General features: G+C 70.6%; 23 protein-coding genes. 1 reads left to right on the forward strand and 22 read right to left on the reverse strand.

What is annotated here, in order from left to right; genetic code table 11:
* Nucleotides 1-20: 20 nt before the first annotated feature.
* The 15 genes from rpoZ to efp all read right to left on the reverse strand — a co-directional run bounded on the left by rpoZ (nt 21) and on the right by efp (nt 16,276).
* Nucleotides 21-275: a DNA-directed RNA polymerase subunit omega gene (gene rpoZ / locus WFJ36_RS04445; protein ID WP_025103490.1), complete on the reverse strand. Its 255-nt coding sequence runs from the start codon at nt 273-275 to the stop codon at nt 21-23.
* 112 nt (nt 276-387) lie between these two features.
* On the reverse strand, nt 388-1,299 hold the full coding sequence (gene gmk, locus WFJ36_RS04450) for a guanylate kinase (RefSeq protein ID WP_292789673.1): 912 nt from the start codon (nt 1,297-1,299) through the stop codon (nt 388-390).
* Nucleotides 1,292-2,137: an orotidine-5'-phosphate decarboxylase gene (pyrF, locus tag WFJ36_RS04455; protein ID WP_336642721.1), complete on the reverse strand. Its 846-nt coding sequence runs from the start codon at nt 2,135-2,137 to the stop codon at nt 1,292-1,294. The genes gmk and pyrF overlap by 8 nt, the downstream gene beginning before the upstream one ends.
* Nucleotides 2,134-5,421: a carbamoyl-phosphate synthase large subunit gene (carB, locus tag WFJ36_RS04460; protein WP_336642722.1), complete on the reverse strand. Its 3,288-nt coding sequence runs from the start codon at nt 5,419-5,421 to the stop codon at nt 2,134-2,136. Before carB ends, pyrF begins: the two co-directional genes overlap by 4 nt.
* Complete coding sequence (carA, locus tag WFJ36_RS04465) at nt 5,421-6,599, reverse strand: glutamine-hydrolyzing carbamoyl-phosphate synthase small subunit (RefSeq protein ID WP_071328631.1); 1,179 nt, start codon at nt 6,597-6,599, stop codon at nt 5,421-5,423. The genes carB and carA overlap by 1 nt, the downstream gene beginning before the upstream one ends.
* Nucleotides 6,596-7,108, reverse strand: coding sequence for a PH-like domain-containing protein (locus WFJ36_RS04470; protein ID WP_292789680.1), 513 nt, complete (start codon nt 7,106-7,108; stop codon nt 6,596-6,598). Before WFJ36_RS04470 ends, carA begins: the two co-directional genes overlap by 4 nt.
* Nucleotides 7,105-8,409, reverse strand: coding sequence for a dihydroorotase (locus tag WFJ36_RS04475; protein WP_336642723.1), 1,305 nt, complete (start codon nt 8,407-8,409; stop codon nt 7,105-7,107). The genes WFJ36_RS04470 and WFJ36_RS04475 overlap by 4 nt, the downstream gene beginning before the upstream one ends.
* Nucleotides 8,406-9,371 carry an aspartate carbamoyltransferase catalytic subunit gene (locus WFJ36_RS04480; RefSeq protein WP_336642724.1) on the reverse strand — a complete coding sequence of 322 codons (966 nt, stop codon included), beginning with the start codon at nt 9,369-9,371 and terminating at the stop codon, nt 8,406-8,408. Before WFJ36_RS04480 ends, WFJ36_RS04475 begins: the two co-directional genes overlap by 4 nt.
* Nucleotides 9,368-9,898: a bifunctional pyr operon transcriptional regulator/uracil phosphoribosyltransferase PyrR gene (gene pyrR / locus WFJ36_RS04485; RefSeq protein ID WP_336642725.1), complete on the reverse strand. Its 531-nt coding sequence runs from the start codon at nt 9,896-9,898 to the stop codon at nt 9,368-9,370. The genes WFJ36_RS04480 and pyrR overlap by 4 nt, the downstream gene beginning before the upstream one ends.
* Nucleotides 9,899-9,955: 57 nt before the next feature.
* A complete protein-coding gene (locus tag WFJ36_RS04490; protein WP_336642726.1) occupies nt 9,956-10,348 on the reverse strand; it encodes a type II toxin-antitoxin system VapC family toxin in 393 nt (130 codons plus the stop codon).
* Nucleotides 10,345-10,602 carry a hypothetical protein gene (locus WFJ36_RS04495; protein WP_060922159.1) on the reverse strand — a complete coding sequence of 86 codons (258 nt, stop codon included), beginning with the start codon at nt 10,600-10,602 and terminating at the stop codon, nt 10,345-10,347. The genes WFJ36_RS04490 and WFJ36_RS04495 overlap by 4 nt, the downstream gene beginning before the upstream one ends.
* A 43-nt stretch (nt 10,603-10,645) precedes the next feature.
* Nucleotides 10,646-12,223 (reverse strand): Rieske 2Fe-2S domain-containing protein, encoded by a 1,578-nt coding sequence (locus tag WFJ36_RS04500; RefSeq protein WP_336642727.1) that lies wholly within the window; start codon nt 12,221-12,223, stop codon nt 10,646-10,648.
* Nucleotides 12,224-12,303: 80 nt separating this feature from the next.
* Nucleotides 12,304-15,258 (reverse strand): DEAD/DEAH box helicase, encoded by a 2,955-nt coding sequence (locus tag WFJ36_RS04505; protein ID WP_336642728.1) that lies wholly within the window; start codon nt 15,256-15,258, stop codon nt 12,304-12,306.
* A gap of 43 nt (nt 15,259-15,301) precedes the next feature.
* The gene (gene nusB / locus WFJ36_RS04510; protein WP_060922157.1) at nt 15,302-15,712 is read right to left on the reverse strand and encodes a transcription antitermination factor NusB; all 411 of its coding nucleotides are present in this window, start codon (nt 15,710-15,712) and stop codon (nt 15,302-15,304) included.
* Between the two features lie 3 nt (nt 15,713-15,715).
* Nucleotides 15,716-16,276, reverse strand: a complete 561-nt coding sequence (efp, locus tag WFJ36_RS04515) for an elongation factor P (RefSeq protein WP_071328640.1) — start codon at nt 16,274-16,276, stop codon at nt 15,716-15,718.
* A 176-nt stretch (nt 16,277-16,452) separates the two neighbouring features.
* Between efp and WFJ36_RS04520 the strand changes: the two genes are divergently transcribed.
* Nucleotides 16,453-16,791 carry a hypothetical protein gene (locus tag WFJ36_RS04520; RefSeq protein ID WP_292789708.1) on the forward strand — a complete coding sequence of 113 codons (339 nt, stop codon included), beginning with the start codon at nt 16,453-16,455 and terminating at the stop codon, nt 16,789-16,791.
* Between the two features lie 10 nt (nt 16,792-16,801).
* Here WFJ36_RS04520 and aroQ read toward each other — a convergent pair whose 3' ends face one another.
* The 7 genes from aroQ to mltG are packed head-to-tail and all read right to left on the reverse strand — an operon-like array spanning nt 16,802 to nt 23,030.
* Nucleotides 16,802-17,242: a type II 3-dehydroquinate dehydratase gene (gene aroQ / locus WFJ36_RS04525; protein ID WP_336642729.1), complete on the reverse strand. Its 441-nt coding sequence runs from the start codon at nt 17,240-17,242 to the stop codon at nt 16,802-16,804.
* On the reverse strand, nt 17,239-17,763 hold the full coding sequence (locus WFJ36_RS04530) for a GNAT family N-acetyltransferase (protein ID WP_336642730.1): 525 nt from the start codon (nt 17,761-17,763) through the stop codon (nt 17,239-17,241). The genes aroQ and WFJ36_RS04530 overlap by 4 nt, the downstream gene beginning before the upstream one ends.
* Nucleotides 17,760-18,848, reverse strand: a complete 1,089-nt coding sequence (gene aroB / locus WFJ36_RS04535; protein ID WP_292789714.1) for a 3-dehydroquinate synthase — start codon at nt 18,846-18,848, stop codon at nt 17,760-17,762. Before aroB ends, WFJ36_RS04530 begins: the two co-directional genes overlap by 4 nt.
* Nucleotides 18,845-19,363 (reverse strand): shikimate kinase, encoded by a 519-nt coding sequence (locus WFJ36_RS04540; protein WP_071328645.1) that lies wholly within the window; start codon nt 19,361-19,363, stop codon nt 18,845-18,847. The genes aroB and WFJ36_RS04540 overlap by 4 nt, the downstream gene beginning before the upstream one ends.
* The gene (gene aroC / locus WFJ36_RS04545; RefSeq protein WP_336642731.1) at nt 19,347-20,576 is read right to left on the reverse strand and encodes a chorismate synthase; all 1,230 of its coding nucleotides are present in this window, start codon (nt 20,574-20,576) and stop codon (nt 19,347-19,349) included. Before aroC ends, WFJ36_RS04540 begins: the two co-directional genes overlap by 17 nt.
* 58 nt (nt 20,577-20,634) lie before the next feature.
* Nucleotides 20,635-21,459, reverse strand: a complete 825-nt coding sequence (locus WFJ36_RS04550; RefSeq protein WP_336642732.1) for a shikimate dehydrogenase — start codon at nt 21,457-21,459, stop codon at nt 20,635-20,637.
* Between the two features lie 5 nt (nt 21,460-21,464).
* Nucleotides 21,465-23,030, reverse strand: a complete 1,566-nt coding sequence (mltG, locus tag WFJ36_RS04555) for an endolytic transglycosylase MltG (RefSeq protein WP_083391702.1) — start codon at nt 23,028-23,030, stop codon at nt 21,465-21,467.
* Between the last annotated feature and the right edge of the window lie 2 nt (nt 23,031-23,032).

The following is a 23,032-nucleotide window of genomic DNA, read 5'->3' on the forward strand; positions in this document are numbered from 1 at the left end:
GGGGCGGCGCGGTCGTCGAGTTACTCCGCGTGACGCAGGCGGAGCTTGTCCTCGTTGATCTCGTGCAGGGCGATGGTGAGCGGCTTGTCCTCGACCGAGGAGTCGACGAGCGGGCCCACGTTGTCGAAGAGGTTCCCCTCGTGCAGGTCGGAGTAGTAGTCGTTGATCTGACGAGCGCGCTTGGCGGCGTAGATCACGAGCTCGTACTTGGAGTCGACGCGCTCCAGCAGGTTGTCGATGGGGGGATCGATGATGCCGTTGTTGCGTCCGGCCATGGGTGGACCTCCTGATCAGGCGACGGGATTCGCCGCGAAGACGATGCTGCGGGCCCGCGACGACCCTTCGACGGACTCGGGGACGGGCGTGGTGCTCGACCCCGGAAACGGGTCAGCGCGCAGAGCTTGTAGACAAGTCTACGACCTCGCGAGCGGCGGTGGCGACGTCCTCGTTCACGATGAGATGGTCGAACTCGTTCTGCGCCGCCAGCTCGACCTTCGCGGTGCGCAGTCGGCGGCTCCGTTCCTCGGCGTCCTCGGTGCCGCGCCCGACCAGCCGGTGCACCAGCTCATCCCAGCTCGGCGGCAGGAGGAAGATGAGCGTCGCGGACGGCTCGGCCTCGCGTACCTGGCGCGCGCCCTGGAGGTCGATCTCCAGCAGGACGGTCTTCCCCTCGGCCAGGGCGGCGTCGATAGGGGCGCGCGGAGTGCCGTAGCGGGAGCGATTGTGCACCACCGCGTACTCCAGCAGCTCACCGTCGGCGATCAGACGGTCGAACTCGGCGTCGTCGACGAAGTAGTAGTGCACGCCGTCGATCTCGCCGGGGCGCGGTGGTCGGGTGGTGGCCGACACGGACAGGTGGATCTCGGGGTTGTTCTCGCGGATGTGCGCGGCGACCGTCCCCTTGCCCACCGCCGTGGGGCCGGCGAGGACGAGGAGCCGGCTGCGCGCCCCGCGCGGCGTCGGCACCGGGAAGCGCTCGTCCAGCCACTCCTCCAGCACCCGTCGCTGCCGCGCCCCGAGACCGCCGAGCCGCTTGACGGGCGAGATGTGCAGCTGCTCCAGCACGCGGTCGCGCTTTCCCGCGCCGATCGCTGGGAGGGCGAGGAGGAAGTCGGTGATGCGCATGGACCCCTCGACCGAGTCGGGATCCTCCGTCGCGCGATGCAGCACGGACTGCGGGGTGACGACGCGCATCGTCAGGTCGCGCTTCACCGAGGCTCTGGCGCGTCGTCTCTCGACGGCGCGGCGCGCCGCGGCGGCCCTGTCGACCTCGGGGACGGTGCGGCGTTCCTCAGCCACGGCTGACCTCTCGATACTGGGCGGCACGGTCGGCGATCGTCTCGGCGAGGGCCGCCGGGCCCGCGGAGAGGAGGCTGCGGCTCTCGCTCGCGATCACCGAGGCGGCCTGAGGGCCGAAGCGGCGGGCGAGATCCGCCGGAGTGGCGCCCTGCGCGCCGAAGCCAGGGGCGAGGATTGGGGCGACCGGCGCGAACGGCGCGACGCCGGCCTGTTCCTGGTCCACCGTGGCACCGATGACGAAGCCGAAACTGCCCCACTCCCCCGCGGGCGTCGCGTCGGCGTTCCGACGCGACACCTCGGCGATGACGGCGGCGGAGACGGTCTCGCCGTCCGCGGTCGTCGCCTGCTGCAGCGCGGTCGCCTCGGGGTTGCTCGTCGCGGCGAGGACGAAGAGCCCCTTGCCGTGCTCCTCGGCCAGGGCGAACGCGCCCTCCAGCGCTCCGACGCCGAGGTACGGATTCGCCGTCAGCGCATCGGCCTCCAGCGGCGCGCCGGTGGGCAGCCACGCCTGGGCGTAGTCCGTCATCGTCGACCCGATGTCGCCGCGCTTGGCGTCCGCGATCACGAGCAGTCCGGCCGCCCGCGCGGCGGCGAGCACATCCTCCAGCGCGGCGAACCCGGCCGCGCCGTATCGCTCGAAGAACGACACCTGCGGCTTGACGATCCCGACGCGACCGGCGGCCGCCTCGATGGTACGGAGCCCGAACTCGCGGACTCCGGCGGCATCGGGCGGCAGCCCCCACGCCGCCAGCAGAGCGGCGTGGGGGTCGATGCCGACGCAGAGCGGGCCGTGCGCCTCGAGGGCCTCGCGAGCCCGCTCGCCGAAGCGTGCCGTCATACCGCGGCCATCCGGTCCTGCGCGTACTCCTGCAGGCTCTTGACCTGGAAGCCCTCGTGCGCGGCGTCCATCCCGCTCACCGCTGCGCCGAGCACGGCGATGGTCGTGAAGAGCGCCTTGTCGGCGGCCACCGCGGCGGCGCGGATCTCGTAGCCGTCCGCGCGAGCAGCGCCACCCGACGGGGTGTTCACGACGATGTCGATCTCCCCGTCGTTGATGAGGTCGACGATGTTCCGGGCGCCGGACTCCTGGGTCTCGCTGTACTTCTCCACCACCGTGACCGCGATGCCGTTGCGGGACAGGATCTCCGCGGTGCCCTCGGTCGCAACGATCGTGAAGCCGAGCTGCTGGAGGCGGTGCGCCGGGAGGATCACCGCGCGCTTGTCGGAGTCGGCGACCGAGATGAACACGGTGCCCGAGGTCGGCATGCCGCCGTAGGCAGCCGCCTGCGACTTCGCGAACGCGGTCGGGAAGTCGCGGTCGATGCCCATGACCTCGCCGGTCGAGCGCATCTCCGGGCCCAGGACCGAGTCGACCGTCTTGCCGTCGGCGGTGCGGAACCGCTTGAAGGGCAGCACGGCCTCCTTGACCGAGACCGGGGCGTCCAGCGGGACGCGTGAGCCGTCCTGCTCGGGCAGCATCCCCTCGGCGCGGAGCTCGGCGATGGTGGAGCCGGCCATGATGCGGCTGGCGGCCTTCGCCATCGGGATGCCCAGCGCCTTCGAGACGAACGGCACCGTGCGGCTGGCCCGCGGGTTGGCCTCGATGACGTAGAGGACGCCGGCGCTGATCGCGAACTGCACGTTCAGCAGACCGCGCACGCCGACGCCCTGCGCGATGGCGAGGGTAGCCTCGCGGACGCGGTCCACGTCGCTGCGGCCGAGCGAGACCGGCGGCAGCGTGCAGCTCGAGTCACCGGAGTGGATGCCGGCTTCCTCCAGGTGCTCCATGACGCCGCCGATGAAGAGATCGGTGCCGTCGTACAGGGCGTCCACGTCGAGCTCGATCGCGTCGTCGAGGAAGCGGTCGACCAGGAGCGGCTTGCCCTCCTCGATCACGACCTCCCCGGCCGTCCGCACGAAGTAGTCGCGCAGCGCATCGGTGCCGTAGACGATCTCCATGCCGCGTCCGCCGAGCACGAAGCTCGGGCGCACGAGCACCGGGTAGCCGATCTCCTCGGCGATGCGCACCGCGCCTTCCACGTCGATCGCCGTGCCGTTGCGGGGCGCGAGGAGTCCGGCCTCATCGAGCAGGCGCGAGAACAGCTCGCGCTCCTCGGCCAGGTCGATGGCCTCCGGACTCGTCCCCAGGACCGTGTAGCCGGCCGCCTCGATGCCCTTCGCGAGCCCGAGCGGGGTCTGGCCGCCGAGCTGGCAGACGACGCCGAGGATGGTGCCGCTCGCCGCCTCCGCGTCCAGGACCTCCAGCACGTCTTCGAGCGTCAGCGGCTCGAAGTACAGCCGGTCGGACGTGTCGTAGTCGGTCGACACGGTCTCCGGGTTGCAGTTGATCATCACGGTCTCGAAGCCCGCGTCAGACAGCGCGAACGAGGCGTGCACGCAGGAGTAGTCGAACTCGACGCCCTGACCGATGCGGTTCGGGCCGGAGCCGATGATGACGACCTTGGTGCGGTCGGACGGCGCGACCTCGGTCTCGGCGTCGTAGCTCGAGTAGTGGTACGGCGTCAGCGCGGGGAACTCACCTGCACACGTGTCGACCGTCTTGTAGACGGGGCGGATGCCGAGACCGTGGCGCACGCCGCGGATCTCGGCCTCGCTCTCGCCGCGGAGCTGGGCGATCTGCGCGTCGGAGAAGGCGTGCTCCTTGGCGTAGCGCAGCGTCGCGTCGTCCAGCTCGCCGGCGGTGCGGACGACTTCGGCGACCTCGTTGATGAGGACGATCTGGTCGAGGAACCAGGGGTCGATGGCCGTGGCCTCGAACGCCTGCTCGATGGTCGCGCCCTTGCGCAGCGCCTGCTGCAGGGTGACGATCCGGCCGTCGGTCGGAGTCTTCGCGATCTCGAGCAGTTCCTCGACGCTGCGCGGCTCCTCGCCCCAGTGGAAGCTGGAGCCCCGCTTCTCGAGCGACCGCAGCGCCTTCTGCAGGGCGGTGGCGTAGTTGCGGCCGATGGCCATCGCCTCGCCGACCGACTTCATGGTCGTGGTGAGGGTGGCGTCGGCGGCCGGGAACTTCTCGAACGCGAAGCGCGGGACCTTGACGACGACGTAGTCGAGCGTCGGCTCGAAGCTCGCCGGGGTCACGCCGGTGATGTCGTTCGGGATCTCGTCGAGGCGGTAGCCGAGGGCGAGCTTGGCCGCGAGCTTGGCGATCGGGAAGCCGGTGGCCTTCGACGCCAGGGCGCTCGACCGGGAGACGCGCGGGTTCATCTCGATGACGATGATGCGCCCGTTCTCGGGGTTGACCGCGAACTGGATGTTGCAGCCACCGGTGTCCACGCCCACGGCGCGGATGATGTCGATGCCGATGTCGCGGAGCTTCTGGTACTCGCGGTCGGTCAGGGTCAGCGCCGGTGCCACCGTGATCGAATCACCGGTGTGCACGCCGACCGGGTCGACGTTCTCGATGGAGCAGACGACCACCGTGTTGTCGGCGGTGTCGCGCATGAGCTCAAGCTCGTACTCCTTCCAGCCGAGGATCGACTCCTCCAGGAGCACCTCGGTCGTCGGCGAGTCGCGCAGGCCGGCGCCGCCGATACGGCGCAAGTCCTCCTCGTCGTAGGCGAAGCCGGAACCCAGCCCGCCCATGGTGAAGGACGGCCGAACCACGAGCGGGTAGCCGAGCTGCTCGGCGCCGGCGAGGAGATCGTCCATGGTGTGGGCGATGACGCTCTTGGCGACGTCCGCGCCCGCCTCGAGGACGAGCTCCTTGAAGACCTGACGGTCCTCGCCCTTCTTGATGGCGTCCACCTTCGCGCCGATGAGCTCGACGTCGTACTTCTCGAGGATCCCCTGCTCGTGCAGGGCCATCGCGGCGTTCAGCGCCGTCTGACCACCGAGCGTCGGCAGGATCGCGTCGGGCTTCTCCTTCGCGATGATCGTCTCGATCACCGCGGGGGTGATCGGCTCGATGTAGGTCGCGTCGGCGAAGTCGGGGTCGGTCATGATCGTCGCAGGGTTGGAGTTGACGAGGATGACCCGGACGCCCTCCTCACGGAGGACGCGGCACGCCTGGGTGCCGGAGTAGTCGAACTCGCAGGCCTGGCCGATGACGATCGGGCCGGAGCCGATGACGAGGACGGAGTGGATGTCGTCGCGCTTGGGCATTACTGTGCGTCCTTCTTGTTCGCGATGACCATGTCGCGGAAGCGGTCGAAGAGGTAGTTGGCGTCGTGCGGTCCGGCCGCGGCCTCGGGGTGGTACTGCACCGAGAAGGCGGGGATGTCGAGGGCGCGCAGGCCCTCCACGACGTTGTCGTTGAGGCCGACGTGGCTGACCTCGACCTTGCCGTAGCCGTGCGGGCTGTCGAAGGAGCCCTCCAGGGGCGCCTCCACGGCGAAGCCGTGGTTGTGCGCGGTGATCTCCACCTTGCCGGTCTGCTTGTCCAGCACGGGCTGGTTGATGCCGCGGTGGCCGAACGGCAGCTTGTACGTGCCGAGCCCCAGGGCCCGGCCGAGGAGCTGGTTGCCGAAGCAGATCCCGAAGAAGGGCAGCCCGTCGTCGAGGACCGCGCGCAGCAGCTCGACGTGGTCGCCCGACGCCGCGGGGTCGCCGGGACCGTTCGAGTAGAAGACGGCGACCGGCTCGATGGCCCGGATCTCGTCGATGCTGACGTCCTGCGGGAGGACGTGCACGTCGAAGCCGCGGGCGGCGAGGTTGTCGATCGTCGCCTGCTTCACGCCGAGGTCGAGCACGGCGAGGTTGCCGATGCGCTCCCCCACCGCCGGGGTGACGGTCGCGGTCTCGACGGAGACCTGGGCCGAGAGGTTGAGGCCGGTCATCTCCGGAGCCTCGCGGACGATGCGCAGCTGCTCCTCCGGGTCGAGCTCCGCCTCCGCACCCGAGAAGATGCCGCCGCGCATGGAGCCGGCGGAGCGGATGTGCCGGGTGACCGCGCGGGTGTCGACGCCGCTGATGCCGACGATGCCGTCCTCGACGAGGACCTCGTCGAGGGAGGCGTTCGCGCGCCAGTTCGAGACGACGCGCGAGGGGTCGCGCACGATGTAGCCGGCGACCCAGATGCGGCGCGACTCGGTGTCCTCGTCGTTCATGCCGGTGTTGCCGATATGCGGGGCGGTCTGCAGGACGATCTGCCCGGCGTAGGACGGGTCGGTGATGGTCTCCTGGTATCCCGACATGCCGGTGGCGAACACGACCTCGCCGAGAGTGCGCCCGCGCGCGCCGTAGGCACGTCCGCGGTGTCGGGTGCCGTCCTCCAGGACGAGGACGGCGGGGTCGGGAAGGCGGGCCGTGGAGGCCTGCGGGGAGGAAGTCGAGAGGGTCATGACGAAACTCCTGTGTCAGGGGCGGCGGGGATGAGCCGCTGCAGGTCGGAGATGAGGGTCGGGAGGTCGCCGCCGGTGAGGCGCACATAGCTGTCGACGACGGTCGTGTCGTCGACGTGCCACGAGATGCGCACGAGCCCGCCGGGCTCCACGACGCGATCGATGGTGACGGTCGCACGGTCGACGGAGACGAGGCGGTCGGCGGCGAGGAAGACGGTGGGGGCACCGTCCAGGGCCAGCGCGATGCCGCGGTCGGTCACGGCCAGCTCACCGCGTGCGCGGAACGCCAGCGGGGTGATCGCGAGCCGTTCGAGTGGCTGCTCGTGCCGGGTGGTGGACACGTAGAGCACCTCGTCGCGGCGCGTCACCTCCGCGTGCTCCGGCACCCCGAGCGGGGCCGTGTACGCGGCATCGCGCCGCACTCGTCGTCGCCAGGCGAACAGCATCGAGAGCAGGATCAGCAGCGCGACGGCGATGATGATCGCGACCGCGAGGTCCCGTGTGCTCATGCGCCGAGCTCCTCGACGACGGCGCCGCCGTCGACCGTGAGGACGCCGCCGTGCACCGTGTACTCCACCCTGCCGGGCAGTGCGCGGCCCAGGTAGGGCGAGTTCACGCTGCGCCCGTGCAGGTCCGCGGCGGTGAACACGCCGTCGACCGCGGGGTCGTACAGCGTGATATGCGCGGGCTGCCCGGCGGCGAGCGGCGTGCCGTGGCCGGAGAGCCGTCCGATGCGGGCGGGCGTCGCGCTCATGACCCGGGCCACGTCGGCCCAATCGAGCAGGCCGGTCTGCACCATCGACTGGTGCACGACCCGCAGGGCGCTCTCCAGACCGACCATGCCGTTCGCGGCGGCCTGCCACTCGCATGCCTTGTGCTCGGCGGGGTGCGGCGCGTGATCGGTCGCGACGATGTCGATCGTGCCGTCGGCGAGGCCCTCCCGGACCGCGAGGACGTCCTCTTCGCGGCGCAGCGGCGGGTTGACCTTGAACCGCGCGTCGTAGCCGCGGACGAGTTCGTCGGTGAGCAGCAGATGGTGCGGCGTGACCTCGGCCGTCACGTTGACACCGCGCTTCTTGGCCCAGCGGATGATGTCGACGGAGCCGGCCGTCGAGAGGTGGCACACGTGCAGGCGGGAGCCGACGTGCTCGGCGAGGAGCACGTCGCGGGCGATGATCGACTCCTCGGCGACCGCCGGCCACCCGGACAGCCCGAGCTCGGCCGAGACGGTGCCCTCGTTCATCTGGGCGCCCTCGGTGAGCCGCGGGTCCTGCGCATGCTGGGCGATGACGCCGTCGAAGGACTTCACGTACTCCAGGGCCCGGCGCATGATCAGCGGGTCCCACACGCAGAAGCCGTCGTCGCTGAAGACGCGCACCTGGGCACGCGACGTGGCCATGGCGCCCAGCTCGGCGAGGCGCTCGCCCTTCTGCCCCACGGTGACGGCGCCGATCGGCTGCACGGTCGCATAGCCGGCCGCCTCGCCGAGGGCGAGTTCCTGCTCGACCACGCCCGCCGTGTCGGCGACCGGAGAGGTGTTGGGCATCGCGAACACGGCGGTGAACCCGCCGGCGGCGGCCGCTCTGGTGCCGGTGAGGATCGTCTCGGAGGCCTCGAACCCGGGTTCACGCAGATGGGTGTGCAGATCGACGAGACCCGGCAGCGCGACCAGGCCCGCGGCGTCGATCACGTGTGCGCCGGTGCGGGTGAGCCCTGCTCCGATCTCGGCGATGACGCCGTCCTCGATGATGATGTCGGCGCTGTCCGCGCCGAGCAGCTGTGCACCGGTGATGACGAGGGTCTCGCTCACAGGTCTCCCCCTCGTTCGTCGTCTCGTTCTCCTGCCAGCAGCAGGTACAGCACCGCCATGCGCACGGAGACCCCGTTCGACACCTGTTCCAGCACCGTCGAACGGGGGGAATCGGCAGCTTCGGAGGAGATCTCCAGTCCCCGGTTCATGGGTCCGGGGTGCAGGACAATGCTACCGCCCGGCAGAGCCGCCACGCGCCGTGCGTCAAGGCCCCACCGGCGCGAATACTCCCGCTCAGTCGGGAAATACGCCGCGTTCATGCGCTCGAGCTGGATGCGTAGCATCATCACGGCGTCCGGCCCCTCCGCGAGGGCTTCGTCCAGGTCGTAGACCACGCGGACCGGCCACAGGGACACGTTCTGCGGAACCAGGGTCGGCGGCGAGACGATCGTGACCTCGGCGCCGAGCGTGGTGAGCAGCCAGACGTTGGAGCGCGCCACGCGGGAGTGCAGCACGTCGCCGACGATCGTCACCCGGAGACCGGAGAGGTCGCGTCCGCGGCTGTCGGGACCGAAGCGACGCTTGCGGATGGTGAAGGCGTCGAGGAGCGCCTGGGTGGGGTGCTCGTGGGTGCCGTCGCCCGCGTTGACGACGCCGGCGGAGATCCAGCCGCTCGTGGCCAGGGTCTGCGGGGCGCCGGAGCCGGGGTGTCGTACGACGACCGCGTCGGCGCCGATCGCCTCGAGCGTCTGCGCGGTGTCCTTCAGGCTCTCACCCTTGGAGACGCTGGAGCCCTTCGCGGCGAAGTTGATGACATCGGCGGACAGGCGCTTCGCCGCGGCCTCGAACGAGATGCGGGTGCGCGTGGAGTCCTCGAAGAAGAGGTTCACGACGGTCTTCCCGCGGAGCGTGGGCAGCTTCTTGACCTCGCGGGACTGGGTGTCGGCCATGTCCTCCGCGACATCGAGGATGCGCAGGGCGGTCGCTCTGTCGAGCGTGCGGGTGTCGAGGAGATGCCTCATTCGCCGATCGTCACCTCCTCGGCGCCGTCGTTCTCGAACAGACGCACGTTGACGCGCTCGGTGCGCGCGGACGGGATGTTCTTGCCCACGAAGTCGGGGCGGATGGGAAGCTCCCGGTGTCCGCGGTCGATGAGGATCGCGAGCCGCACGACGGCGGGACGGCCGATCGACTGCAGGGCGTCGAGCGCGGCGCGGATGCTCCGGCCGGAGAACAGGACGTCGTCGACGAGGACGACCGTCTTCCCGTCGATGCCGCCCGGAGGGATCTCCGTCGGCTGCGGGGACCGCGTCGGGTGCTTGGCGAGGTCGTCGCGGAAGAGCGTCACGTCGAGGGACCCGACGGGGACGGAGGCCTGGGCGATCTCGCTGATCAGCGCGGCGAGCCGGTGGCCTAGCGTGACGCCGCGGGTCGGGATGCCCAGCAGGACCAGGTCGTCGGCCCCGCGATTGGACTCGAGGATCTCGTGCGCGATCCGGGTCAGCGCTCGTGAGATGTCGGCTTGGTGCAGCACAGTGCGCACACCCATCAGCCGCTCCCTTCTCCGCCTCACAGGACGGTGTTAAAGGTTGCTTGTGATCCCAGTCTAGCGGTGCGATCGGACGCCGACGACCTCGACACCGCGCTCTCTGGCGACCGCCGCGAGACGACGGTCGAAGGTCGCCAGCGTCGCGCCGAACGCCTCCGCTGTGACGAGTACCGCGCAGTCCGGGAGCTTCAGGGAGGTCGCGGCGCGGAGCCGCGCGATATGGACCGGTTCGTCGACCGTCTCCTCCCGACGCAGCAGCCCGAGGGAGTCGATCTTGGCGAGATCGGCGAGTTCTGTGCCCATCCGCGCCGGATGCACGAGCGTCTCCGCGAGGGTGATCGGGTGGATCAGAAGGTCTTCCTCGGTATCGAGGATGTCGAACGCCGCCTCCTGGTGGACATCGTCGGTGGAAAGGTGCGCGATGAGGACACCGGCGTCCACGACGATCACTCCGGCCAGTCCTTCCGGAGAGCGTCGAGATACCCCGGTGGATAGGCGATCGATCCCCGTGTCGCCTCGAGCGCCGCCCGCCGGGTCGCGCGCCGGTGGGATCCTCGCTCTGCGAGCCGCTCCGCCCCCAGCACCGCGAGCCTCGCCACCTGCTCCGACTTCGGTAGTCCCGGCCACTCGCTTTCCGCGAGTTCCAGCGCCTCGCGCAGCGCGGCGGTCTGCGTCACCTGGATACGGGTCAGAGCGGTCGGCATCGCCTCACTGTACCACCGGCTGCGCTCGGTGGTACAGGCGTGCTCAGCTCGCCTCGCGGAGCACCGGATCCGTCACGTCGTCGATCTTCGAGGAACGGATCGGGTGGCCGCTCGTGGAGAGGCAGCGTCCGGTCTTCAGGTCCCACTTCCAGTCGTGCATGCTGCACGTGAGGATGCCGTCCTCATCGACCTTCCCCGTCTTGGTGAGGTCGGCGCGCAGGTGCGGGCAGCGGCGCTGGACGACCCAGTCGCCGATCTCCGCGTCCTCGGTCTGGTCGGTCTGCTCCTGGTACCAGTTCTCGACGTACTCGATCCGGTCGACCGAGAGGCACTTGAGGAACGTGGTGAGGAACTCGTTGAACTTGCCGCTGCGCCCGACCGAGAACTGCATCGACAGGAAGATCGAGTTCGACCAGTCGATCTCGTGGTCGCGGATGTTCGTCGAGACGAGGTCGGCCGGGATCGTGTACCAGTACACGCACTCCTCCCCTGCGTACTCGCGGACCTTGGCGCGCGGGAAGTCGACCACCATGTCCAGCTCCCCGATGCGGAAGCGGACGTGCCCGCCGACTCCGAGGCGGATGGTGCGCGACTTCTTCAGCAGCGGCTCCCACCACTCCTTGATCGCCGCGAGCATCTCGTCCGGCGGGATGATCGCGGCGCGAGAGGCCTCCTCGTCGCGGATCTCCTGCTGGCGGGTCGCGCGCTGCTCCTCCAGGTACTCCCACTTCTCGTCGAAGATGTGGGCGAGCTCCGCCTCGGTGTAGAGCGTCTGCTCGGTGGTCACCGCACCGCCGTCGATCGTGACGAGCGTGCCGGGAACGAAGAGCTGCCCGTCGTACTTCGGTGCCAGCTCCTTCATGTGCGCGATGAACTGCTTCTGGTCCGTGAAGATGGACTCGCCGTTGCGACCCATCCCGTTGAAGTCGAAGAGGTCGTCGCGGAGGAACATGGGCGGACCCGCCATCGGGAAGACGTGCGGAGCGTCGACCTTCTCGATGTAGTACATCGCCCGCTTGTTCTGCGCCTCGCGCTTGAGGCGGGCGAAGTTCTGCTTCGCGTCCAGCGGCAGGTCGTAGACCATGGGCCACCAGATCGCTCCGGAGACCTGCGTGAAGTAGGCGTCGGGCTTGCCGAAGTGCAGGAGCTTGTCGAGATCGAGCGGGTGCGAGTCGTTCTGGTTCAGCATCGAGCCTGTGCCGTCGTCCACGCTGAGCGACGAGTCGCCGATCGGGCCGTCGCTCGGCGCGCGCAGCGGGGTGATCATCATCTTGAGCGCCCCGCGCTCGATGATCTCGCCGGCGGGCGCGTAGGTGATGTTCGTATAGCCGAGCGCCCGGATGTCCTGCTCCAGGTCGTCGATCGGGTACTCCGGCAGGAGCACCTCGATGTCCTTGCGAATGTACCGCTCCAGCAGCGCCGGATCGAAGTGGTCGCGGTGCCGGTGCGAGATGTAGAGGAAGTCGGCTTCGCGGCCGTAGCGCTCCCAGTCGAGGCCACGGTTGTCCGGGAACGGGAACCAGGACCCGAAGAAGGACGGGCCGAGCACCGGGTCGCAGATGATGTTGCCGCCGACCGTCTCGATGAACATGCCGGCGTGGCCGAGTCCCGTGATCCGCATTGCATTCCTCTCGAAGATGAACCGTTCGATTGTACCGACGGCTCCCTGAGCACCCGGCGGGACGAGCCGGGGAAAACGGTCTAGTCGTCGAAGAGACCACGGATGTCGTCGGCGGTGAGCGTCTGGGCGAAGAGCGCGTCGTCGTCGAGCACGGCGGTGAACAGCCGGGCCTTGCGTCGCTGCAGCGCGAGGACCTTCTCCTCGATCGTGCCGGTGGCAATCATCCGGTAGACGAACACCTGGCTGCGCTGGCCGATGCGGTGCGTGCGGTCGACGGCCTGCGCCTCGGCGGCGGGGTTCCACCACGGGTCGAGGAGGAAGACGTAGTCGGCCTCGGTCAGGGTGAGTCCGAATCCGCCGGCCTTCAGGCTGATGAGGAAGACGGGCTGCTCCCCCTCCGCGAAGTCCGTGACCACGCGCTCGCGATGCCGCGTCGATCCGTCGAGGTGCGCGTACGGGATGCCGGCGGCGTCCAGACGGGCGGCCGCCATGTCGAGGAAGGACGTGAACTGGCTGAACACGAGCGCGCGGTGCCCCTCCGCCTGCAGCTCGACGATCCGTTCCAGGAGCTCGTCGAGCTTGCGGGAGCCGAGGCGCGCGTCGGCCGGGTCGATCAGCGCCGGAGCGAGGCTCAGCATGCGCAGGAGCGTCAGGGAGCGGAACACGATGAAGCGGTTCCGGTCCAGGTCCTCCAGCAGGCCGAGCACCTTCTGCCGCTCCCGCTGCAGCACCGTCTCGTAGAGCTCGCGATGCCCCGCGCTCAGCTCGACCTCCAGCACCTGCTCCTGCTTCGGCGGCAGATCGGGGGCAACGAGCTCCTTGGTGCGGCGGAGCACGAGCGGGCGGATCCGTCGTCGGAGCTGCGCGAGGCGGCGCTGCCGATACGGTCCGCCCTCCGCATTCTCCGGGACCTTCCCCTGCTCGATCGGCTGGATGTAGTGCTCGCGGAACTTCCGCGCCGAGGCGAACAGGCCGGGTGCCGTGAGCTTCAGCAGCGCCCAGAGCTCCTCCAGGCTGTTCTCCAGCGGCGTGCCCGTGACCGCGATGGTGACGTCGGCCGGGAAGCGAGCGACGGCGCGGTGCAGCTTCGTCGCCGGATTCTTCACGAACTGAGCTTCGTCGAGGATCAGTCCGCCCCAGGCGACGCGTGCGAACCCCTCATCGTCGAGCCGGGCGACGGCGTAGGTCGTGAGCACCACATCGGCCTCGCGAGCCACGACGGCCACGGCAGGCCCGGCGGTGGAGTCCCGGGTGACCACGCGGAGGCCCGGAGCGAACCGCGCCGCCTCGGTGCGCCAGGTGGCCAGCACGGACGTCGGGACCACGACGAGGAACGGACGTCCCTCCCCCGCCGCACGGGCATGCAGGATGAGGGCGAGCAGCTGGACCGTCTTCCCGAGACCCATGTCGTCGGAGAGGATGCCGCCGAGCCGGTGCGACCAGAGGAACGCGAGCCAGTCAAGGCCGTCCTTCTGGTAGGGCCGCAACTGTGCGGTGAGCCCCGGAGGGATCGGCACCGCCGGCACCGCGGTGGCGCTGCGCAGTCCCTCGGCGGTGGCCCGCCAGCTCACCGCGGGAAGGGCCTCGTCCGCCAGATCCTCGAACTCCTCCCACAGATCCGTCTGATGACGGCTGATCCGCGGGCCCGTCTCCCACTCGTCGAGGTCTCCGGCCTCGTCGAGGAGGTCGCGCAGCCGGTCGAGCGCCGGGTGGTTCAGCGAGAAGTAGCTGCCGTCGACGAGCAGGAGCTTTCGCCGGCCCGCGCTCAGAGCCGTGAACAGCGGCTCGAACGGGATGCTCCGTCCGTCGATGCGGACGATGACGCCGAGGTCGAACCAGTCCGGGTCGGTGCTCTCCACGGTCGACACGGTGATCTCCGGCTCTCCGGCGAGCTCGCGATACGTCTTGCGACGGCCGGACACCTCCACCTCGACGCCGTCCGCCTCCAGCGCCGGGACGACGCGGGTCATGAACTCCGCAGCCGCCACGTCATGGAAAGCCCCCGAGGGAGCGAACGCGACGCCGTGCTCCGCCCAGACGCTCCGGAGCCGCTCCGTCACCCCGGCCTCGGCCTCCGGATCCCGCACGGCCTCCGGACCAAGCGTGAACGGCACCCGCCCGAAGCCGCGATAGTCCCACTCGACGGCGTACTCCACGGTGTCTCCGCGGCGGAACGCCACCCGGAGCACGGCACGAGGCGGCGGAAGCGCGGGCAGCGAGACGCGGCCGACCGCGCGGACGGGGAGGCGGCGCGCCAGGAGCGGATAGGCATCCTGGAGGAACGCCGTCTCCTCCTCCACGGGGACGACGAGCGTCCGGGCGCGGATCAGCGACTGCGCGGGGCCCGCGAGCGGAAGCTCCGCGAGCGTCACCTGGAGGCGCGATCCGCTCTGCGCGACCTCGTACACGCCGGAGCGCCCGAGGGACCTGATGCTGCCCGGCGGTGTCTCGCGCCCGCCCACCGTCACGACCGGCCGGACCACGAGGCCGCCGTCGTCGCCACGGGACACGGTCGCCGTCAGTTCCGCGGCGTCGGCGAGGACGAGCGTCGTCGACCGCTGGGCCGCCACGAGCGGGATGCCGAGGTCGGTCGCCGACCGCAGATGCCCCCAGAGGAGCCGCGACTCGATCAGGTCGGCGACGAGCCAGTCCCCCGCCGTGCCGGAGAGCAGCGCGTCGCGCGCGATGCTCAGCAGATCGGCGAACCACCGCGACTGCTCCCGACCGTACTGGTCCGGCGCGCGGCGGACCGCGTCCCAGGTGGCGGAGCCGAGCACCCAGGACCCCGTCGCTGCGCTCCGCTCCAGCGGACGGATGCCGAGGAGGATCTCCCCCACACCCTTGGCGACATCGCGTGGGGTCGCCGTGCGCTGCGGGCGTGACGCCCAGGGATTGGCTCCGCGGGCGTCGCGGACACGCACCTCGAACCCGAGGGCGAGAGGGCTCGCCGCCGTCGGAGCGGCGGCCGCGTCGAACAGGGCACGCCAATCCCGCGCGCCGTCTCCCGGGGCGGCGGAGGCGGGCGGGCGGATCATGAGACGATCCTGCCCGCCACCGCCGACACCGCCGCTGCGGCGCTCAGGCCGAGCGGGCGACGCGGGCGAGCACGCCGTGCACGAACGCGCCCGACTCGTCGGTGGAGAACTCCTTCGCGAGCTCCACCGCCTCGTCGATCGCGACCGCGGTCGGCACCTCGTCGTTGTAGAGGATCTCCCACGCGCCGATGCGCAGCAGGGCGCGGTCGACGGCGGGCATCCGCTCGAGCTTCCAGTCGCGGCTGTGCGTCGTGATCTGCTCGTCGATCTCGTCGCGCTGGTCGATGATGCCGTCGACGATCTCGCGGGCGTACAGCCACGACGCCTCACGTGCGGGCTCGTTCGCCGCGCGCTTCGCCTCGGCGGCGAGGGCCACCGCGACCTCGTCGCCGCGGACGTCGGCCGAGAACAGGATGTCGAGCGCGCGCTTGCGCGCCTTCGTGCGGGCGCTCACGCCTTACTTCTCGCGGCCGAGGTACTCGCCCGTGCGGGTGTCGACCTTGACCTTCGTGCCGGTCTCCAGGAACAGCGGGACCTGGATCTCGTAGCCGGTCTCGAGCGTGGCGGGCTTGGTGCCGGCGGACGAGCGGTCGCCCTGCAGACCGGGCTCGGTGTAGGTCACCTCGAGGATGACCGAGGCCGGGAGGTCGATGTAGAGGGGGTTGCCGTTGTTGAGGGCGATGGTGACCTGCTGGTTCTCGAGCAGGAAGTTCTTCGCGTCGCCGACCGTGGCCGCCGGCAGCGTGATCTGGTCGAAGTCGGTCTGGTCCATGAACACGAACCCGTCACCGTCGGTGTAGAGGTAGGTGTAGTCGCGGCGGTCGACGTTCTCGATGTCGACCTTCGCCCCGGCGTTGTACGTACGGTCCACGGTCTTGCCCGAGACGACGTTCTTCAGCTTCGTGCGGACGAAGGCGCCGCCCTTGCCGGGCTTGACGTGCTGGAACTCGATGACGCTCCAGAGCTGCCCGTCGATGCTGAGGACGACGCCGTTCTTGATGTCTGCGGTGGATGCCATGTGCGAGGAGTTCCGTTCCTGAGTCCGTGGGGGCCGGGGTCGGCCGACAGTCGATTCTACGGGATGCCCGGCGCGGGCCGTCGCGGGGGCACGATAGACGCTCCTCCGCGAGAGCGGAAGCCCCGTGACGCTGCCCGTCGCCCCGGGCAGCGTGGACGAGGACAGGAGGAATCGAGATGAGCGAGGACGATCGCGACCGGGACCCGACCAGGATGGCGAATCAGCCGGCGCTGCGGACGTCGTCCGGGGCGGTGTGGCTCATCGTCGCCGCGATCTTCACGGCGGTAAGCCTCGTGCCCCTCGTCGGGATCGTCCGCAGCGGCGGCGCCGCGGGGACCGTCGGGCTGGTCACCGCGATCGTCCTGGTCCTGGGCCTGGTCGCGATGGTCGTCATCCGCCTCGCGGTGTCGAGCGTGCGGCCGCGGCTCCGTGCGCTGGCCGCCTGTTTCCTCGCCATGGCCCTGCTGACACTCGTGGGCATCACCGTGTGCGTGCTGCTCGTCGGCCTGCCCTGATCCCGCGCGCTCAGAGCTGCGCGACGAGGTCCCGCACCGCGTCGGCGTAGCCCTCCACGCCGCGTCCGATGACGCGGACCGCGGCGACGTCGTGCAGGTACGAGTGGTGACGGAACTCCTCGCGGGCGTACACGTCGGAGATGTGGACCTCGGCGAAGGGCAACGCGACGCCGGTGAGCGCGTCACGCAGGGCGACAGAGGTGTGGGTGAGGCCGCCCGGGTTGATGACGATGCCCGCGCAGTCCGCGCGCGCATCGTGGATCGCGTCGATGAGCACGCCCTCGTGGTTGCTCTGCAACGCCCGCAGCTCGAACCCGAGCGCGGCAGCGGTCTCCGCCGTGATCCGCTCGACGTCGGCGAGGGTCGCCGTGCCGTAGACCTCGGGTTCGCGGGTGCCGAGGAGGTTGAGGTTCGGGCCGTTGACGAGCAGCAGCTGACGCGATGCGCTCATGCGGGCACGCTCCCGGTGTCGACCAGCTCGCGGCGCATGACCCATTCCCGCCCGAAGCCCGAGGTCTCGATCTCGCCGGTCCGGACGAAGCCGCGGCGGCGGTAGACGGCCTGCGCCCGGGAGTTGTCCACGTGGACCTCGAGCACGAGGGCGCGGAGCCCGCGATCGCGTGCCCAGGCGGCTGCGGCGTCGAGGAGCGCGTCGATGACGCCCGCGCCGCGGTGCGCGTCCGCCACGTAGACCCCCACGACCAGTCCGGCATCGTGCTGCTCGCGATGCGGGAGCACGGTCACGGTCCCGGTCCAGGTGCCGTCGTCCGCGATCGCGACGAACTGCGCAGCGGCGGCGTCACCCGCGGCATTCGCGGCGCGCTCCTGCCAGAAGCGGTCGGGCTGTGCGGCGGCGTGCTCGACGGTGTCGAGGAACGCCATCGGTGCGGCCGGATCGGCAAGGGCTTGCAGCCGCAGCGCCTTGACCTCCTGCCAGTCCTCCGGCGTGATGCGCCGGACGGCGATGGTCATGCGCCGATCTCCTGGTAGGCGGCGAAGAGCAGCGACTCGTCCGGCGCCTGGAGCACGGTGGGCTTGGCGATGTCGTCGAGGAGGATGAATCGGAGCATGCCGCCGCGGCTCTTCTTGTCGCGCTGCATCGTGGCGAGCAGCTGCGGCCAGGCTCCGGCGCGGTACGACGTGGGCAGGCCCAGCGACTCGAGGATCGTGCGGTGGCGCTCCGCGGCGGCGTCCGACAGCCGCCCCGCGAGCCGGGACAGCTCCGCGGCGTACAGCATGCCGATCGAGATGGCCGCCCCATGCCGCCAGCGGTACCGCTCGGCGTGCTCGATCGCGTGGCCGAGCGTGTGGCCGTAGTTCAGGATCTCCCGCTGCCCGGCCTCGCGGAAGTCGTCCGAGACGACCTGCGCCTTCATGTCGATCGCGAGCTCCACGGCCCGGCGGAACTCGTCCGTCGAGGTGTCGACCGCGCGCGCGGGATCGGCCTCGACGATGTCCAGGATCTCCGGGGCCCAGATGAAACCGGCCTTGACGACCTCCGCGAAGCCGGCGGTCGCCTCGTTCGGGCTCAGGCTGCCCAGTTCGTCGAGGTCGCCGACGACGGCGCGCGGGGCCCAGAAGGCGCCGACGAGGTTCTTGCCCTCCGCGGTGTTGACGCCCGTCTTGCCGCCCACGGCGGCGTCCACGAGGCCGAGGACGGTGGTGGGCACCTGGACGATCTGGATGCCGCGCAGCCACGTCGCCGCGACGAAGCCGGCGAGGTCGGTCACCGCTCCCCCGCCGTAGCCGACGACGGCGTCCGTCCGGGTGAAGTCGGCTTGGCCCATGACCTGCCAGCAGAACGCGGCGACCTCGATGCGCTTGCCCTGCTCGGCATCCGGGATCTCGGCGAGCAGCACCTCGCGCGGGCCGTCCACGGTGTCGGCGAGGAGCCGGTCGCGGAGCTCGGCGGCGCGGGCCGCGAGGGTCGGCGGGTGCACGACGAGGATCTTGCGGACGCTCGGGGCCAGAGCCGCCGACACCTGGTCGAGGATCCCCCGTCCGATCGTGATGTCGTAGGCGTCGTTCCCGGTGACGCTGATGGTCGTCGTGCTCATCGCTGTTCTCTCCTCCATGCCACGATCTCGTCCGCGATGCGCTGCATCGGACGCCGCGAGGTGTCGAACGTGGTCGACGCCACCTCGTCGTACCATCCTCGCCGTTCGGCGAAGATGCGCTTCCACTTCTCGACCGGGTCCTCGCCCGCCAGCAGCGGGCGCGTCCCGCCGCGCAGGCGGTCGGCGACCGCGGCCTCGCTCACGGTGAGGAAGACCACGGGATGGGCGCGCAGCAGCGCCCGCGTCTCCGGATCCGTGACGGCGCCACCGCCGAGGGAGATCACGCCACCCTCGGCGAGGGCCTCGCGGACCGCCGCGCGCTCCAGGTCCCGGAAGTGCGCCTCGCCGTGCGTGGCGAAGATCTCGGGGATCGGACCGTGCGCGGCGACGATGCGCTTGTCGGTGTCGATGAATGCGACGCCCAGCCGCCGCGCGACCCGTCGCCCGACGCTGGTCTTGCCGGCCGCCATCGGTCCCACGAGGACCAGCGTCGGCGGCTCAGCCTCGTTCGTCATGCGCGATGAGCGCCGCCTCGGACGCGGGGGCCGTGCGCAGCTCCGCGGGGATGCCGTCGAGGTACCCCTCCAGGTTGCGGCGCGTCTCGCGGATGCTGTCGCCGCCGAACTTCTCCAGCACGGCGCGGGCCAGCTCGATGGCGACCATGGCCTCCGCGACGACGCCCGCCGCTGGCACGGCACAGACGTCGGAACGCTGGTGGTGCGCGGTCGCCTCGTCGCCGGTCGCCACGTCGATCGTGCGCAGCGCGTGCGGCACGGTCGCGATCGGCTTCATGCCGGCGCGGACGCGCAGCACGGTCCCGGTGGACATGCCGCCCTCGGTACCGCCGGCGCGGTCCGTGCCGCGGGCGATGCCGTCGGCGGTGGCGAAGAGCTCGTCGTGGGCGGCGGAGCCGCGGCGGCGCGTGGTCTCGAAGCCGTCGCCGACCTCCACGCCCTTGATGGCCTGGATGCTCATGAGCGCCTGGGCCAGCCGGGCGTCCAGGCGGCGGTCCCAGTGCACGTGGGAACCGAGCCCCGGCGGCAGGCCGTACGCGAGGACCTCGACGATGCCGCCGAGGGTGTCGCCGTCCTTCTTGGCGTCGTCCACCTCGGCGACCATGAGCGCCGAGGTCGCGGGGTCGAAGCACCGCAGCGGGTCGGCGTCCAGGGCGTCCACGTCGTCCGGGCTCGGCAGCGCTGCGCCATCCGGCACGCGCACCGGCCCGATGGAGAGCGTGTGGCTGACGAGTCGGATGCCGAGCTCGCCGAGGAACGAGCGGGCGACGGCACCGAGCGCCACGCGGGCGGCGGTCTCCCGGGCGCTCGCGCGCTCGAGGATCGGACGGGCCTCGTCGAAGTCGTACTTCTGCATGCCCACGAGGTCGGCGTGGCCCGGACGTGGCCGGGTCAGCGGGGCGCCACGACCGCGCGAGCGATCGGTGAGCTCCACCGGCTCCGGGTTCATGACCTCGATCCACTTCGGCCACTCGGTGTTGCCGATGCGCAGGGCGATGGGGCTGCCCAGCGTCTTCCCGTGCCGGACGCCGCCGGAGATCGTGAGCTCGTCCTGCTCGAACTTCATCCGGGAGCCGCGTCCATAGCCGAGCTTGCGGCGGGCGAGGTCGGCCTGGATGGCCTCGGACGACACCGGGACGCCGGAGGGGAGACCCTCCATGACGGCGATGAGTTCTGGGCCGTGCGATTCGCCGGCCGTGAGCACGCGGAGCATGTGCTCTAGTCTCCCATGCGTTTCCCCCCGCGCCGTGCCGCGTTTCGTCCGGCGGCGCTCAGAGGGTGGCGCGCATCGCGGCGAGGACAGCCTCCTCGTCCGGCAGCGGCGAGACCGGGTCGCCGTGCAGAAAGATCCGGATCTGCCGGACCGCCTGATGCAGCAGCATTCCGAGCCCGGAGACCACCGGCTGATCGCCCCACTCCGTCGCGAGCGCGGATGGCCACGGGGCATAGGCCGCATCGAAGAGCGTCCCGCCCATGTCGGACAGGCGGGAGGCGACGTCCGGTGGCAACGCGGTGCCGGAGGGCAACGTCGCCACCGTGAGGTCCGCGTCGCCGTCCACCTCCTCGAACGATCGAGGGGCGACCACGACGCCGCGACGCTCTCCGATGCGGACGAGCCCGGCGGCGCGTTCCGGCCGACGGGCGGCGACCTCGACTCGTGTCGCCCCCAGGTCGGCGAGGGCGACGAGGGCCGAGGCCGCCGTGGCTCCGGCGCCCAGGATCCGCGCCGTCCCGATCTCGCGGATGCCGGCGTCCCCGAGCGCATCGACGATCCCGCCGACGTCGGTGTTGAATCCCGCCGGGGTCTCGGAGAGCAGGAGCGTGTTGACCGCGCCGGTCAGCTCCGCGTGGGCATCCCGGCTGGCGGCGTACCGGTAGGCCTCCTCCTTGAGCGGCATCGTCAGCGACAGGCCGCGCCAGGAGTCGTCGAGGGCCTCAACCGCGTCCGCGAAGCTCTCTGCGCCGATCTGACGGCGCCCGTACTCCCAGTCCAGTCCGAGCACGCCGTACGCCGCGGCGTGCAGCTCCGGCGAACGGGAGTGCCCGATCGGGTCGCCCCAGACCGCCAACCGTCTCCGGTTCACCGAGTCCGTCACACGCGTCACTCCGCGTAGCACCCGGAATCCGGGTTGTCCTTGCACCACGCGTGCAGCTTCTTCTCGGCCTCCTGCTGCTCCGCGTACGTCGCCGAGAACACCGTCTCCCCCGTGTTGAGGTTGACCGTGACGAAGTAGAACCAGGGACCGTCGGCAGGGTGCATCGCCGCGTCGATCGCCGCATCGGTCGCGGTCGCGATCGGACCCTTCGGCAGGCCCGGGTGGATGTATGTGTTCCACGGATTCGGGTCCGTGAGGGCCTTTTCGGACGAGCCCGCGGCTCCCGCATGCAGCTCTCCGACACCGTACTGAGCCGTCGAGTCCATCTGCAGAAGCCCGTTCGTCTCGCTGTTTCCAGGCGCGAGACGGTTCTCGATAACACGAGAGACCTTGGGAAAGTCGTCGGTCCGGCCTTCACGCTGGATGATGGAGGCGATGGTGAGGATGCGCTGCTCATCCCCGGCCGGAACACCGGCCTTTGCCAGCGACTCGCGTGTCCGGTCGACCATCCGCTGGATGACCTGCGTTGCCGTGGTCTCCGGATCGAACGTGTAGACAGCCGGGAACAACCATCCCTCCAAGCTGTCCGCCTCGACTCCGTAGACCGATGGGTCCTTCACAGCCGCTTGAAGCTCCTCGAGTGGCATGCCCATCGTGTCGGCGACCTGCGGAAGGAAGTACTCGATGGTGGCGCCTTCGGGTACGGATGCCGAGTTCTCGATCTTGTTCTCCGCGTTACGGAGCGCGGCCAGGGCGTCCTCCGCCGTCATCTTCTCCTGCAGGCGGTAGACGCCGGGATAGAAGGTCACCGCGATGTTCTCGTCGATGAGGTAGTCATAGAAGACGTCCTCGGTCTTCGTGACGCCCGCCTCGTAGAGCGCCGTCGACACGGGTCCGCCGGTATCGCCCTCCTTGATCGTGACGTACACCTCGCCGGTCGCCTGACCGGGCTCCCAGTCCTTCGGCTCGCCCCACCCCATGGCGTCGGCGATGCGGTCGCCGAAGGTGTTCGCGACCCAGACGCCGCCGGCGGCGATGCCGCCGAGGATCACCAGGACGATGATCAGGGCGATGAGGCAGCCCTTGCGGCGCTTCTTCCTGGTCGGCGCGCCGTGATCGCGGCCGTCGTTCTGAGCGGCGAAGATCTCGTCGAGTCCTCCGCCCAGCGCCGGTGCGGGGTCTTCGGTGCCGGTCGACCGGCGCGGGCCCGGGGCGGGGGTCTCGTCCGCGCTCGCCGCGGCGACGGGCATCGCGCGGGTCACGACCGATTCGACGTCTGCGGCATTCGCCTGCGGCCGGTGGTCGGTCACGGCCGCATCCGCGGTGGTCGCCGCCGACGCCGAGACCGGACGGGCGGGCACATGGGCATCGGGCTCGATCCCCGCGTCGGGAGCGGGCGGCGCCTGCTGCTCGCGCGCGGCGGCCTCCCTGGCCGCACGGCGGGATCCGGGTGCCGGCGTGTCGTCACCGGCCGTCGGGACCTGCGGGGACGGAGCGGGGAGGTTCTCGAACAGATCCCCCAAGCGGGTGCTCTGCTCGTGCTCGGGCGCACGGCTCTCGCGTTCGGACATGT

The organism is Microbacterium sp. MMO-113 (genome assembly GCF_037148555.1).
Lineage (GTDB): Bacteria > Actinomycetota > Actinomycetes > Actinomycetales > Microbacteriaceae > Microbacterium.

What these genes read in the sequence shown, in the direction of transcription:
- rpoZ (WP_025103490.1), bottom strand. Translation starts at nt 275, where the DNA reads ATGGCCGGACGCAACAACGGCATCATCGATCCCCCCATCGACAACCTG.
- pyrF (WP_336642721.1), bottom strand. Translation starts at nt 2,137, where the DNA reads ATGACGGCACGCTTCGGCGAGCGGGCTCGCGAGGCCCTCGAGGCGCAC.
- carB (WP_336642722.1), bottom strand. Translation starts at nt 5,421, where the DNA reads ATGCCCAAGCGCGACGACATCCACTCCGTCCTCGTCATCGGCTCCGGC.
- carA (WP_071328631.1), bottom strand. Translation starts at nt 6,599, where the DNA reads ATGACCCTCTCGACTTCCTCCCCGCAGGCCTCCACGGCCCGCCTTCCC.
- WFJ36_RS04470 (WP_292789680.1), bottom strand. Translation starts at nt 7,108, where the DNA reads ATGAGCACACGGGACCTCGCGGTCGCGATCATCATCGCCGTCGCGCTG.
- WFJ36_RS04480 (WP_336642724.1), bottom strand. Translation starts at nt 9,371, where the DNA reads ATGAGGCATCTCCTCGACACCCGCACGCTCGACAGAGCGACCGCCCTG.
- pyrR (WP_336642725.1), bottom strand. Translation starts at nt 9,898, where the DNA reads ATGGGTGTGCGCACTGTGCTGCACCAAGCCGACATCTCACGAGCGCTG.
- WFJ36_RS04495 (WP_060922159.1), bottom strand. Translation starts at nt 10,602, where the DNA reads ATGCCGACCGCTCTGACCCGTATCCAGGTGACGCAGACCGCCGCGCTG.
- WFJ36_RS04500 (WP_336642727.1), bottom strand. Translation starts at nt 12,223, where the DNA reads ATGCGGATCACGGGACTCGGCCACGCCGGCATGTTCATCGAGACGGTC.
- WFJ36_RS04505 (WP_336642728.1), bottom strand. Translation starts at nt 15,258, where the DNA reads ATGATCCGCCCGCCCGCCTCCGCCGCCCCGGGAGACGGCGCGCGGGAT.
- efp (WP_071328640.1), bottom strand. Translation starts at nt 16,276, where the DNA reads ATGGCATCCACCGCAGACATCAAGAACGGCGTCGTCCTCAGCATCGAC.
- WFJ36_RS04520 (WP_292789708.1), top strand. Translation starts at nt 16,453, where the DNA reads ATGAGCGAGGACGATCGCGACCGGGACCCGACCAGGATGGCGAATCAG.
- aroQ (WP_336642729.1), bottom strand. Translation starts at nt 17,242, where the DNA reads ATGAGCGCATCGCGTCAGCTGCTGCTCGTCAACGGCCCGAACCTCAAC.
- WFJ36_RS04530 (WP_336642730.1), bottom strand. Translation starts at nt 17,763, where the DNA reads ATGACCATCGCCGTCCGGCGCATCACGCCGGAGGACTGGCAGGAGGTC.
- aroB (WP_292789714.1), bottom strand. Translation starts at nt 18,848, where the DNA reads ATGAGCACGACGACCATCAGCGTCACCGGGAACGACGCCTACGACATC.
- WFJ36_RS04540 (WP_071328645.1), bottom strand. Translation starts at nt 19,363, where the DNA reads ATGACGAACGAGGCTGAGCCGCCGACGCTGGTCCTCGTGGGACCGATG.
- aroC (WP_336642731.1), bottom strand. Translation starts at nt 20,576, where the DNA reads ATGCTCCGCGTGCTCACGGCCGGCGAATCGCACGGCCCAGAACTCATC.
- mltG (WP_083391702.1), bottom strand. Translation starts at nt 23,030, where the DNA reads ATGTCCGAACGCGAGAGCCGTGCGCCCGAGCACGAGCAGAGCACCCGC.